The organism is Streptomyces sp. NPDC001904 (assembly GCF_040297005.1).
Taxonomy (GTDB): Bacteria; Actinomycetota; Actinomycetes; order Streptomycetales; family Streptomycetaceae; genus Streptomyces.
Genome location: NZ_JBEOYI010000006.1, coordinates 105,773 through 120,550, shown reverse-complemented (window position 1 = coordinate 120,550; position 14,778 = coordinate 105,773). Strand labels below are relative to the sequence as shown.

The 14,778-nt window shown below is 70.8% G+C and carries 11 protein-coding genes; 3 read left to right on the top strand and 8 right to left on the bottom strand.

The features are described from left to right. Window positions 1–62 precede the first annotated feature (62 nt). Both ABT127_RS12015 and ABT127_RS12010 read left to right on the top strand, forming a co-directional pair. Window positions 63–374 (top strand): trypco2 family protein, encoded by a 312-nt coding sequence (locus tag ABT127_RS12015; protein ID WP_351447559.1) that lies wholly within the window; start codon window positions 63–65, stop codon window positions 372–374. After that, the gene (locus tag ABT127_RS12010; protein ID WP_351447557.1) at window positions 364–3,327 is read left to right on the top strand and encodes a trypsin-like peptidase domain-containing protein; all 2,964 of its coding nucleotides are present in this window, start codon (window positions 364–366) and stop codon (window positions 3,325–3,327) included. Before ABT127_RS12015 ends, ABT127_RS12010 begins: the two co-directional genes overlap by 11 nt. Window positions 3,328–3,391: 64 nt before the next feature. Here the strand turns inward: ABT127_RS12010 and ABT127_RS12005 are convergent, their stop codons facing one another. Next, complete coding sequence (locus ABT127_RS12005; protein WP_351447555.1) at window positions 3,392–4,297, bottom strand: LysR family transcriptional regulator; 906 nt, start codon at window positions 4,295–4,297, stop codon at window positions 3,392–3,394. A gap of 172 nt (window positions 4,298–4,469) precedes the next feature. On the opposite strand from ABT127_RS12005, the gene ABT127_RS12000 reads away from it, so the two are divergent. Further along, the gene (locus tag ABT127_RS12000; protein WP_351447553.1) at window positions 4,470–6,749 is read left to right on the top strand and encodes an FdhF/YdeP family oxidoreductase; all 2,280 of its coding nucleotides are present in this window, start codon (window positions 4,470–4,472) and stop codon (window positions 6,747–6,749) included. A 17-nt stretch (window positions 6,750–6,766) separates the two neighbouring features. Here the strand turns inward: ABT127_RS12000 and ABT127_RS11995 are convergent, their stop codons facing one another. The 7 genes from ABT127_RS11995 to ABT127_RS11965 all read right to left on the bottom strand — a co-directional run bounded on the left by ABT127_RS11995 (window position 6,767) and on the right by ABT127_RS11965 (window position 14,615). Continuing rightward, window positions 6,767–8,179: an MFS transporter gene (locus ABT127_RS11995; protein ID WP_351447550.1), complete on the bottom strand. Its 1,413-nt coding sequence runs from the start codon at window positions 8,177–8,179 to the stop codon at window positions 6,767–6,769. Between the two features lie 172 nt (window positions 8,180–8,351). Continuing rightward, window positions 8,352–9,197, bottom strand: coding sequence for an endonuclease/exonuclease/phosphatase family protein (locus ABT127_RS11990; RefSeq protein WP_351447547.1), 846 nt, complete (start codon window positions 9,195–9,197; stop codon window positions 8,352–8,354). A gap of 67 nt (window positions 9,198–9,264) precedes the next feature. Beyond that, a complete protein-coding gene (locus ABT127_RS11985; RefSeq protein WP_351447545.1) occupies window positions 9,265–9,747 on the bottom strand; it encodes an SRPBCC domain-containing protein in 483 nt (160 codons plus the stop codon). A 102-nt stretch (window positions 9,748–9,849) separates the two neighbouring features. After that, window positions 9,850–11,148, bottom strand: coding sequence for a BNR-4 repeat-containing protein (locus ABT127_RS11980; RefSeq protein ID WP_351447543.1), 1,299 nt, complete (start codon window positions 11,146–11,148; stop codon window positions 9,850–9,852). 187 nt (window positions 11,149–11,335) lie between these two features. Next, window positions 11,336–12,637, bottom strand: coding sequence for a sugar ABC transporter substrate-binding protein (locus tag ABT127_RS11975; protein WP_351447541.1), 1,302 nt, complete (start codon window positions 12,635–12,637; stop codon window positions 11,336–11,338). Between the two features lie 107 nt (window positions 12,638–12,744). Beyond that, complete coding sequence (locus tag ABT127_RS11970; protein ID WP_351447539.1) at window positions 12,745–13,689, bottom strand: carbohydrate ABC transporter permease; 945 nt, start codon at window positions 13,687–13,689, stop codon at window positions 12,745–12,747. After that, window positions 13,686–14,615, bottom strand: a complete 930-nt coding sequence (locus ABT127_RS11965; protein WP_351447536.1) for a carbohydrate ABC transporter permease — start codon at window positions 14,613–14,615, stop codon at window positions 13,686–13,688. The genes ABT127_RS11970 and ABT127_RS11965 overlap by 4 nt, the downstream gene beginning before the upstream one ends. Window positions 14,616–14,778 lie beyond the last annotated feature (163 nt).

The window sequence follows — 14,778 nt, the reverse complement described above, 5'->3', positions numbered from 1 at the left end:
CTGCGGGTATGCTCGGCGGGCGTGTGGGAGCTGGTGGCGGATGGGGAACGGGGCGGTCGGCAGTGGACGACGCGGTGGAACTGGCCGACATGATCGCCCAGTTGCGAAGCGAACTGGGCCGGGCCATGGCGGCGGGGTCCGGTGAGGCCCTGCGGTTCCAGGCCGAGAAGCTGGAGCTCGAACTCACGGTGGGTGTGGAGCGCAGCAGGGAGCCCGGGGCCAAGGTGCGCTTCTGGGTCTTCGACGTCGGCGCCAGCGCCCGTCACGCGCAGACCGCTCAGCAGCGCATCACTCTGACCCTCCAGCCGGTCATGAGTGAGGCTCCGGACACGCCTGCGTGGATCTCCGGCGAAGAACTGACCGATGAGCGCTGATCCGCCGTCCCCAGGTGCGGGCCTCGACCCGCACCGGATAGCGGAGATCATCGTCAGTACGCAGGGCGGCGGTCGGCGCGGCTCCGGGTACCGGGTGTCCGACGGAGCGGTTCTCACCGCCGCGCACGTGGTGGCCGATGCCGTCGAGGTGCGCGTACGGTGCGACGCCGACCGGCCGGGACAGTGGTCGGCCCCGGCGGCCGTGGCCTGGCACGACAGCCGGACCGATCTTGCCGTGCTCACCCTCGAGCCACCCGCGCAGGCCACCGCGGGCCTCGCGCCGACCCGCTTCGGACGTGTCCCCGACGACCGTCCGGACGTGATCCGGGTGCACGCGGCAGGTTTCCCGCTGTGGAAGCGGCGCCGCGGCCCGGACGGAAAGACCTTCCGTGAGCTCCACCAGGCCGACGGTACGGTCGCCGTGCTCTCCAACCTCCGCGGCGGCACCCTGGAGCTGACCGTCGCACCCGCCGGTGCCGACCCGGACCCCGGCAGATCGCCCTGGGAAGGCATGTCCGGCGCCGTGGTCTGGTCCGGCAGCCGCGTCATCGGTGTCGTCGCCGAGCACCACAGACCGGAGGGGGCGGGACGGCTCACCGCCGTCCGCCTCGACCACGCCCTGCGCCGCCTCGACGACGAACAGCGCAGCGGGCTCACCCGCCTGCTCGCGCTCGCGGCTCCCGCGCGGCTCGACCTCGTCACCGCACACGAGCCGGAGGCGGAGGGGCGCCAATGGACGCGGGTGGTCGGCGTGCCCGTGGCGCACGGCATCGAGCTGTTCAAGAACCGCACCCGTGAACGCGACGCGATTTCGGCGCAGTTGAGCGATCCCGCTGTACGCATGGTGACCCTCACGGGGCGCCGGGGCATCGGCAAGAGCGCGCTGGCGGCCAAGGTCATGGACCTTCTCGACCGAGGGCAGTGGCCGGGCTCCGCCCGAGGTCCGCTGCCGTCGGGCTTCGTGAACCTGTCGACCCGTACCTCGGGCATCTCCCTGGAGCGGATCTACTTCGACTGTGCTCGGCTGCTGGGAACCGAGAGCCAGGACCACCTGCGGCAGGTGTGGAACACGACCAGCGCCGAACACGACCGCCTCGACGCCCTGTTCACCGCCATGGGGGACCGGCTCGTCATCATTCTCCTGGACAATCTGGAGGACATCCTCGACGACGACGGAACCATCGCCGACCCGGGCTTCGCCGTCTTCATCGACTGCTTGTTCAGGGCGCCGCGCGCCACTCCACGGCTCCTCGTCACGAGCCAGCTTCCGGTCCGCCTCCCGCCCGAACTGCGGCGCTTCGCCGCGCAGATCGAGCTGTCCAAAGGGCTGGAGGACACCGAGGCGGTCGCCCTGCTGCGCGAACTCGACCACGACGGCACGCTGGGCATGGCGGACCTGTCCGACGACGAACTCCTCCGGGCCGCGGTCCACGTCCACGGCGTACCCCGCGCCCTCGAACTGCTGGTCGGGGCGCTGGCCGACGACACCGTGCTGATGCCCAGCCTCCGCGACGTCCTGCGGGACTTCACCCGACGGCAGGAAGTCGTCGAGGACCTCGCCCAGGACCGCTACGCACGTCTCGACGAGCCGGCCCGCGCCGTCCTGCGGGTACTCGCCGCACTGCGCACGCCCATGACCCAGCCGCAGATCGAGGACGTCCTGCGCGGCATCGATTCCGGCCTGCGCGTGGCACCCGTCCTGATCTCCCTGGTCCGCACCCATCTGGTGTCCGTGGACCGAATCCGGCGTACCTTCTCGCTGCATCCTCTGGACTCGGACCTCGTTCTCGCACAGTTACCCGACCACGGACCCTTCCGGAGGCAGGAGTTGGAACGGAGCATCGCATCCTGGTACGCCCAGCAGGCCACGCCGCACAGCACCTGGCGCACGCCCGAGGATCTCGAGGCGCAGCGGCGCCAGTTCGATCACCTCGTCCGGGCCGAGGATCACGACGGCGCCGCCCAGGTGCTCAACGGCATCAGCGCATGGCTCGTCTGGCACGGTTCCGTGCTCGCGGCCGTCTCCATGCACCTCGCCGTCGACGGGCACATCCGGGACGAGAGGATCCGCGTCGCGCACACCGTCGCCTTCGGGCACGCCCGACTGAGCGCGGGCCCGATGGAACAGGCCGTCGACCTGTTCACACAGGCTGCGCAGCTCGCCGAACACCTCGACGACCGGGCCGCACACCAGAGCGCCCTGTTCGGACTCGGCGACGCCCACCGGCAACTCGGTGACCTCGACGCCGCCGTGGGACCGTTCACCCGGGCCGCCGCTCTCGCGCGGGAGATCGGCGACCGCGACGGCGAGGTGCACACCTTGCTCTCCCTCAGCCTCAACCACAGCTACCGCGGCGACGGCGACAGCGCACTCACCGGCGCCGAACGGCTCGCCGAACTCGCCCGGGCCGACGGCGATCCGCTCACCGCAGCCCGTTCGGGCAATGCCCGCACCATCGCCCTGCTGACGCTCGGACGCTGGCGCGAGGCCGCGGACGCAGGTGCCGAGACGGTCCGCGCCTACCGGGCCGCCAACAGTCTGGAAGCGATCGCCTACGCGCAGAACGCCCAGGGGCTCGCCCTCATCGCACTCGGCGAGCCGGGCCGGGCCGTGACGATCCTGTTGGACGCCCGGCGCGCGGCGTCCCAGATGCAGAACCCCCGCGCCGAGGGAGTCTGCCTTCTCGACCTGGCCTGGGCGTACTGGTGCGAGGGCAGCCACGAGGAGTGTGTGGCCACCGCCGAGCGCGCCCGGACCATGCTGCAGATCGCCGGAGCCGGGCAGTCGGCCGCGGCCGGTTCCCTGGCGGACGCCGCCCGGACCCTGCCCCAGAACCCGACAGCCGCTGCCGCCGCGCTGGACCGGGCAGCCGCCGCACTTGACGGAAACCCCGAGGTCATAGCCCCCGATTGGCTCGCTGATCAGGCCAGGGCCCTGCGGCAGGAGCCCTGACCGGCGGTCTCGAATTTCCGCCTCACCCCCGCCCCGCACGGCCCGCCCGCGCTCCTCGGGCGGCTCAGCCCGGCAGTTCGTCCAGCACCGTGTGCATCGAGGACGCGCGGGCCAGGTCGGCCAGCGCCTGTTCCATCACCGACAGCGGGGTGCGGGGCGGAAGCAGCAGTCCGATGCCCGCGCTGCGCCGGGGCCGGAGCAGGGGCACGGCGCGCATCCCGGCGGGGATGCCGAAGACGTGCAGCCAGGTGTGCGGGACGACGGTCGACCAGTTCCCCGTGCGGACGTGCGCGATGAGCGACGCGATGGAGTCGGTCTCCACGCGCGGCGCGACCGCGACCCGCAACTCGGCGAAGACGGCGTCCAGCACCTGCCGGCCCACCATGTGCGGATGCAGCAGACACAGCGGCCGGGCCGCCGCCTCGGCCCAGCCGACGCCCTCCGCGTCCACGTCCGCCGACGCCTGCGTCAGCAGGACGTACCGCTCCCGGTACAGCGGCACGAACGGCAGACCGGGCTCACGGGTCGGATAGGTCACCGCGCCGTGCAGTTCGAACGCGCGGAGCCGCCGGACGATCTCGTCGCCCTGCAGATCGGCGTGCACCCGTAGGGTGGTCTGCGGATTCGCCGCGCAGAACGGCTGCGTCAGCAACGCGACGGCCGCGACCGCCGTCGGCACGGCGCCGATCCGCAACTCGCCTTCCAGACCGGAGCGGAGCGCGGCCAGACCGGCCGTCATGGCGTCCCGGTCGGCGAGCATCCGCCGCGCCCACACCACGACCTCCTCGCCCTCCGCCGTCAGCCCCTCGAACCGGTGGCCGCGCCGCACCAGCGGCACGCCCAGCTCGCTCTCCAGCTTGCGGATGCCCTCCGACAGGGTCGGCTGGGAGACGAAGCAGTTCTGGGCCGCCCGGGCGAAGTGCCCGGTGCCGGCCAGCGCCACCAGGTACTCGAGCTGTCTCAGGAGCACGGGCCGGAGCCACCGCCTGTCCGGTTCGGGGTGTTCGGGAGCAGACTTGATCGTATCCGCCTATCGACGATCGGATCTTCCGCTTTGACCGTGCGGGCGGCCCGGGCGAATCCTGCTGTGCGCGGGCCGCCGGAACTCCCCGGCCCACGGACGAGACGCCGAGGTGATGGGCATGCGTGACACGGGCGAGCCGGCGGAGGAACTCTCCCTGCACAAGCCCAAGACCTGGGCCACGGGAGCCCCGGCCGTGGCCCACGCCCTGAAGTACGCGCTCGGCCAGACCTCGCCCCGCCGCACGGCCCTCACCCTCCTGAACATCAACCAGGCCGGCGGCATCGACTGCCCCGGCTGCGCCTGGCCCGAGGAGGCACCGGACAAGCGGCACCGCAACGAGTACTGCGAGAACGGCGCCAAGCACATCAGCGACGAGGCCACCACGCGCCGCGTCACGCGGGAGTTCTTCGCCGAGCACCCCGTCAGCGAACTGGCGCAGCGGTCCGACTACTGGCTCAACCAGCAGGGCCGGCTGACCGAGCCCATGGTCAAGCGCCCGGACAGCGACCACTACGAGCCCATCGGCTGGGACGAGGCCCTGACCCTGCTGGCCGACGGACTGACCACCCTCGACGACCCCGACGAGGCGCTCTTCTACACCTCGGGCCGCCTCGCCAACGAACCCGCCTTCCTGCTCCAGCTGTTCGCCCGCGCGTTCGGCACCAACAACCTCCCCGACTGCTCCAACATGTGCCACGAGTCCAGTGGCTCCGCGCTCAACGAGACCCTCGGCATCGGCAAGGGCAGCGTCAGCCTGGAGGACCTGTACAGCAGTGACCTGGTGTTCGTCGTCGGCCAGAATCCGGGCACGAACCACCCCCGCATGCTGTCGGCGCTCGAGGAGACCAAGCGGCGCGGCGGACGGATCGTCGCGGTCAACCCGCTGCCCGAGGCCGGACTCCTGCGCTTCAAGCACCCGCAGAAGGCACGCGGCGTCATCGGCCGGGGCACGCAGATCGCCGACCAGTTCCTCCAGATCCGCCCCGGCGGCGACCTCGCCCTGTTCCAGGCGCTGAACCTGCTGCTCCTCCAGGCCGAGGACGAGGCCCCCGGCACCGTCCTCGACCAGGAGTTCATCGACCGCCACACCACCGGCTTCGCCCTCTTCGACCACAACATCCGCGCCCTCGACTGGGACGACGTGCTCGCCGCCACCGGACTGCGGCGCGAGGAGATCGAGGAGGTCCACGAGCGGGTGCTCAAAGCCCGCAGCGTCATCGTCTGCTGGGCCATGGGACTCACCCAGCACAAGCACGGGGTCCCCATCATCAGGGAGGTCGTCAACTTCCTGCTGCTGCGCGGCAACGTCGGCCGGCCCGGCGCCGGAGTCTGCCCGGTGCGCGGGCACAGCAACGTCCAGGGCGACCGGACGATGGGCATCTGGGAACGGATGCCGCAGACCTTCCTCGACGCCCTGGAGAAGGAGTTCGGGTTCACGCCGCCGACCCGCCACGGCCTCGACTCCGTCGACGCGATCCGCGCGATGCGCGACGGCCGGGCCCGGTTCTTCCTCGGCGTGGCGGGCAACTTCGTCCGGGCCACCCCCGACAGCGACGTGACCGAGCGCGCGCTGCGCAACTGCCGGATCACGGCCCACATCTCCACCAAGCTCAACCGCTCGCACACGGTCTGCGGCGAGACCGCGCTGATCCTGCCGACCCTCGGCCGCAGCGACCGGGACGTCCAGGCCACCGGCGAGCAGTTCATGACGGTGGAGGACTCCATGAGCGACGTCCACACCACCAGGGGCCGGCTGACGCCCGCCTCGCCCGCGCTGCTCAGCGAGGTGGCGATCATCAGCCGGCTGGCCCGCGCGGTCCTCGGCGCCCGGCACGGGATCGCCTGGCGGGCGTTCGAGGACGACTACGACCTCGTGCGCGAGCACATCGCGCGGGTCGTCCCCGGGTTCGAGGACTTCAACCGCCGGGTGCGCGAGCCCGGCGGCTTCACCCTCCCCAACCCCGTCAACGAACGGCGCTTCCCGACCGCGTCCGGCAGCGCCGTCTTCACCGCCAACACCTTCACCGGACTCACGGCGCCGCCCGGCCACCTCATCCTCCAGACGCTGCGCTCGCACGACCAGTGGAACACCGTCCCGTACGCGATGGACGACCGCTACCGGGGCATCGAAGGCGCCCGCCGCGTCGTCCTGGCCCACGCCGACGATCTCGCCGAACTGGGCTTCGCCGAGGGCGACCTGGTCGATCTCGTGAGCGTGTGGGAGGACGGCGTCGAGCGGCGGGCCCCCGGCTTCCGGGCCGTCGCCTATCCGACGCCCCGGGGCTCGGCAGCGGCGTACTACCCCGAGACCAACGTGCTGGTCCCGCTGGACAGCGTCGCCGAGCGCAGCAACACTCCGACGTCGAAAGCAGTCGTCGTACGGCTAGAGCGGCACTGAACCGCCGGGCCCCGGCGTCAGCCGCGCGCCGCCGCCCGTTCCTCCGCGTCCGCGTCGAAGCCCACCGGCTCCCACCGCTTCACCAGGAGCGCGACCAGACCGAGGGCGGGCGCGCCCAGGATCACCCAGTACACGTGCGTGCCGAGACCGGTGCTGAGGATCGGGAAGAAGAACAGCGTCAGCGTCGAACCGAGTCGCAGCACCGCCTGGTTGAAGCCGATGCTGACGCCGCGCATCGACGTCGGGAAGCCCAGCGAGGCGAAGCTCATGATGTGCGCGCCCGGCCCGAAGCCCTGGGCGAACATGAACGCGCCGAGCATGAGGATGCCCGCCGTGACGACGGCCGTGCCGGACGGCTGCCCGATCAGGGCGAGCACGGTGATGGCGACGAACTGGATCGCGAAGCCGAGCGTCATCATCGGCCAGGCACCACGCGTCGACGCCCAGCGGACGCCGAGCAGCCCACCGGTCAGGGCGAAGACCAGGTTCAGGGCGAACGAGGACGCGATCGTGGTCAGCGGACCCTGGGTCATCAGCGTGGCGATGATGATGGGCAGCCCGAAGGCGACCGCGTTGTAGCCGAAGGTCTCCGCGAGACCGACGGCCACCGACTGGACGGTGCGGGTGCGGTACGGGCCGGTGAACAGGCGCGCGTACGAGGCGAGCCCGGGCCGCGGCGGGCGGGGCGCCCGCGCCGGGACGTCGTCGGCGACGCGCGCGTCCACCCCGTACGACTCCCGGAGGATCCGCGCGGCGGACTCCAGGTCGCCTTGCTCGGCGGCCCAGGTCGGCGACTCGTTCATGTAGCGGCGGCGCAGCAGCATCACGATCAGTGCGGGCACCGCGCCGAAACCGACGGTGAACCGCCACAGCCAGCCCAGGTGGGCGTCCGGCAGCACGAAGTACAGGAACATGATCACCAGGTAGCAGCCGCTGGTCGCGGTGTACCAGGCGGGCGACCAGGCCGCCGTGCGCGAGCCCTTGCTGCCCTTGCCGCGCAGCCGGGAGAACTCGGCGAGGAAGGCGATGGCGACCGGGATGTCCATGCCGACGCCGATGCCCATCACGAAGCGCGCCACGATCAGCGTCCACACGTCCTGCGCGACCGCGCACACCAGCGCGGTGACGACGAAGAAGACCATGTTGGCCATGAAGACGCGGTAGCGGCCTATTCGGTCGACCAGCCAGCCGCCGAGCAGCGCGCCGAGCAGCGAACCGACACTGATGGAGGCGGTGACCGTGCCGGCCATCGCGGAACTGAGGCCGAACTGTCGGGTGATGTCGGGCAGACCGTACGCGAGCGAGCTGAGGTCGTACGCGTCGAGGAAGATGCCGCCGAGCGCGATCACCACGATCATCCTGGCGTGCCGGCCACTGGCCGTACCGGAGTTGACGAGGTCGGAGACGTCGGCGGCGGAGCGGATCGCCACCGGGGAGGGGCCTGCGGGTGCTGCGACGGACGGGGCGTGTGGGGGAGGGGTGGAGCTCACGAGCGCCTTCCGGGGTGGTGCGGAACGGTTCGTGGAATCGTATGCACCAAACGGAATGTCTTCGTCCGCCTGTCCGCATGGCGGTCACCTGTGCGACCTGAGCGAGGCCGGATCAGAGCGGGGTCAGATCCGCGTACAGCATGTGGTGGTCCGAGTGCTCGCTCGGCCGCACCCGGTGGGCCTGGGGCTCGATGCCCCGCAGGAAGACGTAGTCGAAGCGGCTCTGCCAGTCGGTGGTCGGCTCGCAGGCGCCGCCCGCGGAGGGGCCGCACCGGGGATCCGCGTCCGTGGCCAGCGGCCACATCGGGCGCAGTTCGGGCGAGTCCGGCACGGCGTTGAAGTCGCCGAGCACGATCGCGCGGTCGTGCCGGGCGACCTCCTCGGCGAGCACGGGCACCTGACGCGCACGCACCGCTTCCTGACGCCGTTCGGCGAGATGGGTGTTGAAGACCCGTACCGGGCGGCCGTCCACCTCGGTGGTGACCGCCATGAACCCGCGGTCCTCGGAACCGCCGTCGGGATACTCCACGGTCACGCCGTCCGTCGCCGGAGCCGCGGACAGGATCGCCTGACCGTAGCCGCCGGGGTGCCAGGGCAGCCCGCCGCAGCGGCTCCAGTTCCGCAGCACCGAACCGTACGTGACGTGGTAGACGAGCCCGTAGACGTGCTCCAGATCGTTCCTGATCTGCTCCACATCGCGGACGCACGCCTCTTGCAGGCCGACGACCTGGGGCGCGTACGTGGCGATGTCGGCCGCGCGGCCGAGGTTCTGCCCCGCGCCACGGCAGGGATTGCAGATGTTCCACGTCATGACCCGGTTGGGCACGATCTCCGTGGCCGCGCCGGCGGGCAGCGGTTCGGCGACGGGCAGGTCGTCGCGCGGCGCGCCGGGACCGATCAGCAACAGACAGACCAGGGCCAGGGCGCCTGCGACCCACCGTGTGTTTCTGCCGGACACCGCCGCCTCCTCGGACGTGGACGCTCATGGCATCACAGGAGGAGGGACCCGGTCGAGCCGGGGTGCGTCAGCCCTCGGCGAGGGAGGCCAGGTGGTGCAGCGAGTCGGGCAGGTGCTCCGGCGGGAACGGCGGGAAGCCGACGTACTCACGGACGGAGTCCGGCACCGCCGACCAGTCGTACGTGAGCGTCACCTCGGTCCGGTCCGGGCCGAGCGGCGCGAGGTCGTAGCGCCAGTACCAGCCGCCGAACCGCAGGCTGCCGTCCTCCTGCTCGGTCCCCGTGAACCAGCCGATGGCGTGCGGCGGTTCGAGCACATGGACGCGGTTGGCGGTCCGGTAGGTGCCGTCGGGGTGACCGGGGTGGTACATGCCCATCCGGAAGACCTGCCCCGGCTCGGTCAGCGGCGCCCGGTCGACGGAGTGCCGCACCCAGCCCGTCCCGTCGATCGCCGCATGGCTGGCCGGGTCGGCCAGCACCGCGAACACCCTGGTGACGGGTGCGGCGACGGTCAGTACGGCGCTCACCCGGTCCTGGTCGATGCCGTCCATGTCTCTCCTCGTCCGCTGCCGGTGTCGTCCCTCATGGAGACGGCCCGGCGGGGCGGGACTCATCGGTCGCCGCCCCGCCGGGCCCGCGGAGAGCGGGGACGATCAGCGAACCCCGTAGTAGAGGGAACCGTGCGCGGTGTCCGGAAGGTACAGCACGTCGTTCCCGTCCGAGTCGCGGCGCACCGCGAGCCGGTCCGCGCTCACCCCGGGCGCGACGGACTCGGCCGTCCAGGAGGCGTCCGCCGCCTGCGTCGCGGCGAACACCCGGTCCGTGCCGGACGACTTCACGTAGTAGATCCGCTTGCCGTCCGTCTCGTCCCACGTGATGCCGAGGGCCGCGGTGGTCCCGCCCGCGTACACCGTCTTGCGGAGCCAGCCGGTGCCGCTCGGGTAGGCGTAGTAGACGTTGAAGTTGCCGCCGCTGTCGGCCGACCGGTAGCGGTACGCGACCTTCGGGGTGTCACCGTCGAGGACCAGCTTCGCGCTCTGCACCGTCGCGCCGGTGTACCCGGCGTTGTCGATGCTCCACTCCTCGCCCGTGGTCAGCCCCTGGATCACGTCGGAGGTGTCGGGCGTGGTGGGCAGGGTGACCCCCGCACCGTCGTGGTCGGCGAACTGCCCGGTCGTCGGGTCGTAGCGCAGGTAGGAGAGCTGGTGGCGCCAGGCCGACGCGGGCGCCTTGGCCCACTCGTACAGCAGGTGCACGCGTCCGGAGGCGTCGACGGTGAGGTCGTCGGGGTAGACGGACCGGTTCAGCGCGGAACCGAAGGTGGCGACCACGCTCCAGGTGCTCGCCGCGTTGTTCCAGCGGTAGAGCTTGCCGTCGCGCTGGGAGTTGCCGCAGCCGACGCGGGCCGCCAGGTAGACGTCGCCGTTGGGCGCGGTGGTCAGCACCGGGTAGGTGATGCCCTGGCCCTGGTCGGGCAGCTCGCTCGCGTGGTCGGTGACGTCCGTGCCGGGGGCCGTGGTGCGGAAGTAGCGCCAGGTGTCGCAGTGCATGGACGTGAAGACGTGCAGCCGTCCGCTGCCGTCGCGCGCCACGGACGGCTGGTTGTGGCCGTTGTCGTCGGCGAACTCGGCCTGCTGCCCGTCGCTCTTCAGCAGCGGCAGCCGGCTCCAGACCCCGTCCGGGTCACGGCGGGCGATCGCGGGACGGTGCGTGGCGGCCGTCGATCCCGGCTCGTTGAACGCGAAGTACGTGTACTGGCCGCGGCCCTTGTACGTGGCGGCCGGGGTCCACCAGGCGGCCTGGTTCGACGAGTCCATCGCGTACGGGACCTTCTCGACGGTCGCGGCCGCTGCCGCCGCGGCACTGTCGGCGCTCGCCGCCGATACGGGCATCAGCAGGGCGGCGACGGCGGCCGTCGCGGCAGCGTACGTGCGTACGGTGGGTCGTCTCATGGTGAACTCCTTCGCGGGTGCGGTGAGGTGCCGAACAGGAGTGGCCCGAAGGCCTGGTCGAGGGGGAGCGGGCCGAGGGGGAGTGGGGCGGGCGCGGACAGCGAAGGGCCCGGTGACGGCCGTGCGACGTTCACCGGGCCCTGGCGCCTGCCGGGTCAGCGCGTGACGAGGTCAGCGCTTGACGAGGTCAGCGCTTGATGAGGTCGGAGACCTCCTCGGCGGCCTGCTTCATCGCGTCCTTCGGCTTCGACTTGCCGACGAGGACGGCCTGGACCTGCTTGGCCACGGCCTCCTCGATCTGGGCGTTCTGCGCGAACTGCCAGAACGGGCTGCCCGTCGCCGTCTTGGTGATCTTCTCGGTCCACTCGGTGGTGAACGTGTCCTTGGCGACCTTCGGGTCGGCCAGGCCCGCCGTCGTCGACGGCGGCAGCGCGCGCTCGACGAAGTACTGGGCGATCGTCTCGGGGTCGGTGGTGGCGTGCAGCGCGAAGTCCGTCGCCGCGTCCTGGCCCTTGCCCTTGACGATCGCGATCACGCCGCCCCACAGCAGCGCCTGCGGGGTGTCGCCGGCCTTCAGCACCGGGCGCGGCACCGGCTGCATCGCGTCGGCGAGCGTCTTGTCCTTCGACTGGGCCGAGGTCACGCCCTTGCCGATGATCGCGTCGTCGTAGAAGGCCGCCTTGCCCTGGCTGAACAGGGCGCGCGCGTCGAAACGGTCCACGTCGGCGGCGATCAGCTTCTGGTCGTGCAGCTTCTTGTACCAGGTGACCGCGTCGATCGAGGCGTCGTCACCGATGGTCACCTTGTCCCCGTCGAGGAGCTTGCAGCCGAAGGTCTGCATCCACGGGAAGATGTCCTTGAGCTGCGCCACCTTGGTCGCCGCCGCGTAGGGCACGACCCCGCCGCCCAGGCCCTTCAGCTCGCGCAGCGCGTCCTCGAACTCCTCGACGGTGCCGGGCTGCTTGTCGATGCCCGCCTTCTTCAGGAGCTTGGTGTTGGCTATCAGGCCGATCGAGCCGGTGTTCCACGGCAGGCCGTACTGCTTGCCGTCGTACTTGCCGCTGTTCAGCGCCACATCGGTGTAGCCGCCCTTGCCCGCCACGGAACCGAGGTCCGCCAGCTTGCCCATCTGCGCCACCGCGGCGAGCCAGGCGATGTCCAGGTGCACCGCGCCGGTGGTCTCCCCGCCGCCGAGCTTCAGGGTGAGCTGGCTCAGGTACTCGTTGTACGGGTACGAGACCGCGCGGATCTTCGACTTCTGCTCCGTCTCCCACGCCTTGATGATCTTCTCGATCGACGGCTTGGCGGCTTCCTCGTTGAGCGACCATGAGGTGAAGTCGAAGTTCTTCGACTTCGTGTCGCCGCCGTTGGAGGAGGTGCTGGCGCCGGACGGCGCACAGGCGCCGAGCACGCCTGCGCCGGCCACACCGAGCGCTCCGATACCGAACATGCGCAGGGCGCCGCGCCGGCTGATGCCGTTGGTGGTCATGGTGTCTCCATGGGGGAGTGGGACGGAAGGGAAGTGTGGGGGCGCGTGCGGGCGGGGCCCGCGCGGGTTCAGCGGAAGTACAGGAGTGGAGGTGCGGGAGCCGTCGGCTACTTGACCGAGCCCGCCGTCATGCCGCCGACCAGGTAGCGCTGGAGGAACATGAAGGCGACGACCACCGGGACGGACACGACCAGCGACGCGGCCATCAGCTCGGGCCAGGCGGTCTGGAACTCTCCGATGTAGGTGGAGACCAGGCCGGGCGGCAGCGTCTGCTTCTCCTTGTCGGCGAGGGTCACCGCGAAGATGAAGTCGTTCCAGCCGCGGACGAAGGCGAACAGGCCCGCGGCGATCATGCCGGGCGCGGCCAGCGGCGCCACGATGGAGTGCAGGGTGCGCCAGCGGGAGGCGCCGTCGATGGAGGCCGCTTCGAGCAGGGCGTCCGGGATGGTGTCGAAGATGCCCTTCAGCATCCACACGCACAGCGGCATCGTGAACGTGGTGAACGACAGCACCAGCGCGGTGTACGTGTTGAGCAGGCCGAAGCTGGAGAACACGGCGTACAGCGTCACCAGCAGCAGCGCCTGCGGGAACATCTGCGAGGCGAGCACCATGTGCATCAGGGAACGGCGGCCGCGGTAGCGGAACTTCGAGAACGAGTAGCCCATGTACGTCGCGACGATCACGCTCAGGACCGCCGTGATGGTGGCGACGATCATGGAGTTGACCAGGTACTTGATCAACTGGTCGTTCTCGGCGAGGGCCGTGAAGTTGCTCAGCGTGAGATCGGTGGGGATCAGCTTCGGCGGGAACTGGAACGTCGACTCGGGCGTGCTCAGCGCGGTGGCGAGCAGCCAGTACACCGGCAGCAGGCCGAAGCAGCCGATGACGACGACCGCGGTCCAGGCGGCGATCCGCGAGCGCAGCACGTCCTTGCGGATCCGGCGGCGCGAGGTCTGCCCGGTGGCGGCGGAGGGCGTCCGCGCGGCGCCGGTGCCGGACAGCCGCTCGGTGCCGGACAGCTGGGAGGAGGTCATGGGGGTCGTGGTGGTCATCGGGCGTCGCCCTTCCGCTCGGTGATCCTGAGGTAGACGACGACGAGAACGAGCAGGAGCAGCATCCACAGCCCGCCCAGCGCGGTGGCGCGGCCGATGTCGAAGCCCTTGAAGGCGGTCTGGTAGACGGCGGTCGCGAAGGTCTCGGTGGACCCGGCGGGGCCGCCGCCGGTGAGCACGTAGATGGTGTCGAAGTGCTGGAAGTTCCAGATGAACTCCAGGAGCAGCACGATCGAGGCCACCCCGCGCACCTGCGGCCAGGTGACGTTGAAGAAGCGGCGGATCGAGCCCGCGCCGTCCATCGAGGCCGCCTCGTGCAGCTCCTTGGGCACGGTCTGCAGACCGGCGAGCAGCATCACCATCATCCACGGGAAGCTGGCCCAGGTCTTGGTGATGATCACGGCGAGCATGGCGGTGCCGGGCTGGCCCAGCCAGGAGACCGAGTCCTCGATGAGGCCGGCCTTCATGAGGACGCCGTTCAGGACGCCGTAGTTGGCGTTGAAGATCCACATCCAGAGGAAGGAGACCACGACGCCCGGGATCACCCAGGGGAAGAGGAAGAGGCCGCGCATGAAGCCGCTGCCCTTGAGGCCCGTGTTCAGGGCGAGGGCGAGGGCGAAGCCGATCACGAAGGGGACGACCGTCGCGCCGACGGTGAAGACCAGCGTCTGCTTGAGGATGGTGAGGAAGTCGCCGTCCAGCCAGTACGTGAAGTTCTCCAGGCCGACGAACTCGCGGCCCGGCAGCCGCAGGTCCTGCTTGAAGAAACCGGTGAACAGGGCCGATATCAGCGGATAGATGATGATCGCCGCGAAGAGGGCGAGTCCCGGTGCCGTCAGCAGGAGGGCGAACGCGCCGTTGGAGAGCCGTCCGCCGGTCCGCTCACGGGGTGGAGAGACCTTCCGGGGAGGTGCGGCCGTACTCATGGGTGTGTCCTCTCGAACGGGGCGGGAGCGCCGGGGCCCTGTGTGAACGCCATCCATGCTCCATTGAACGCAAGTTGCAGCATGCGGGATCGTTCTCCATATCGTGCGACGGCGTCAACCCTTTTGGTCGGTGAATCGCCGGTTCTGCGCAGGGCCGGCGAAC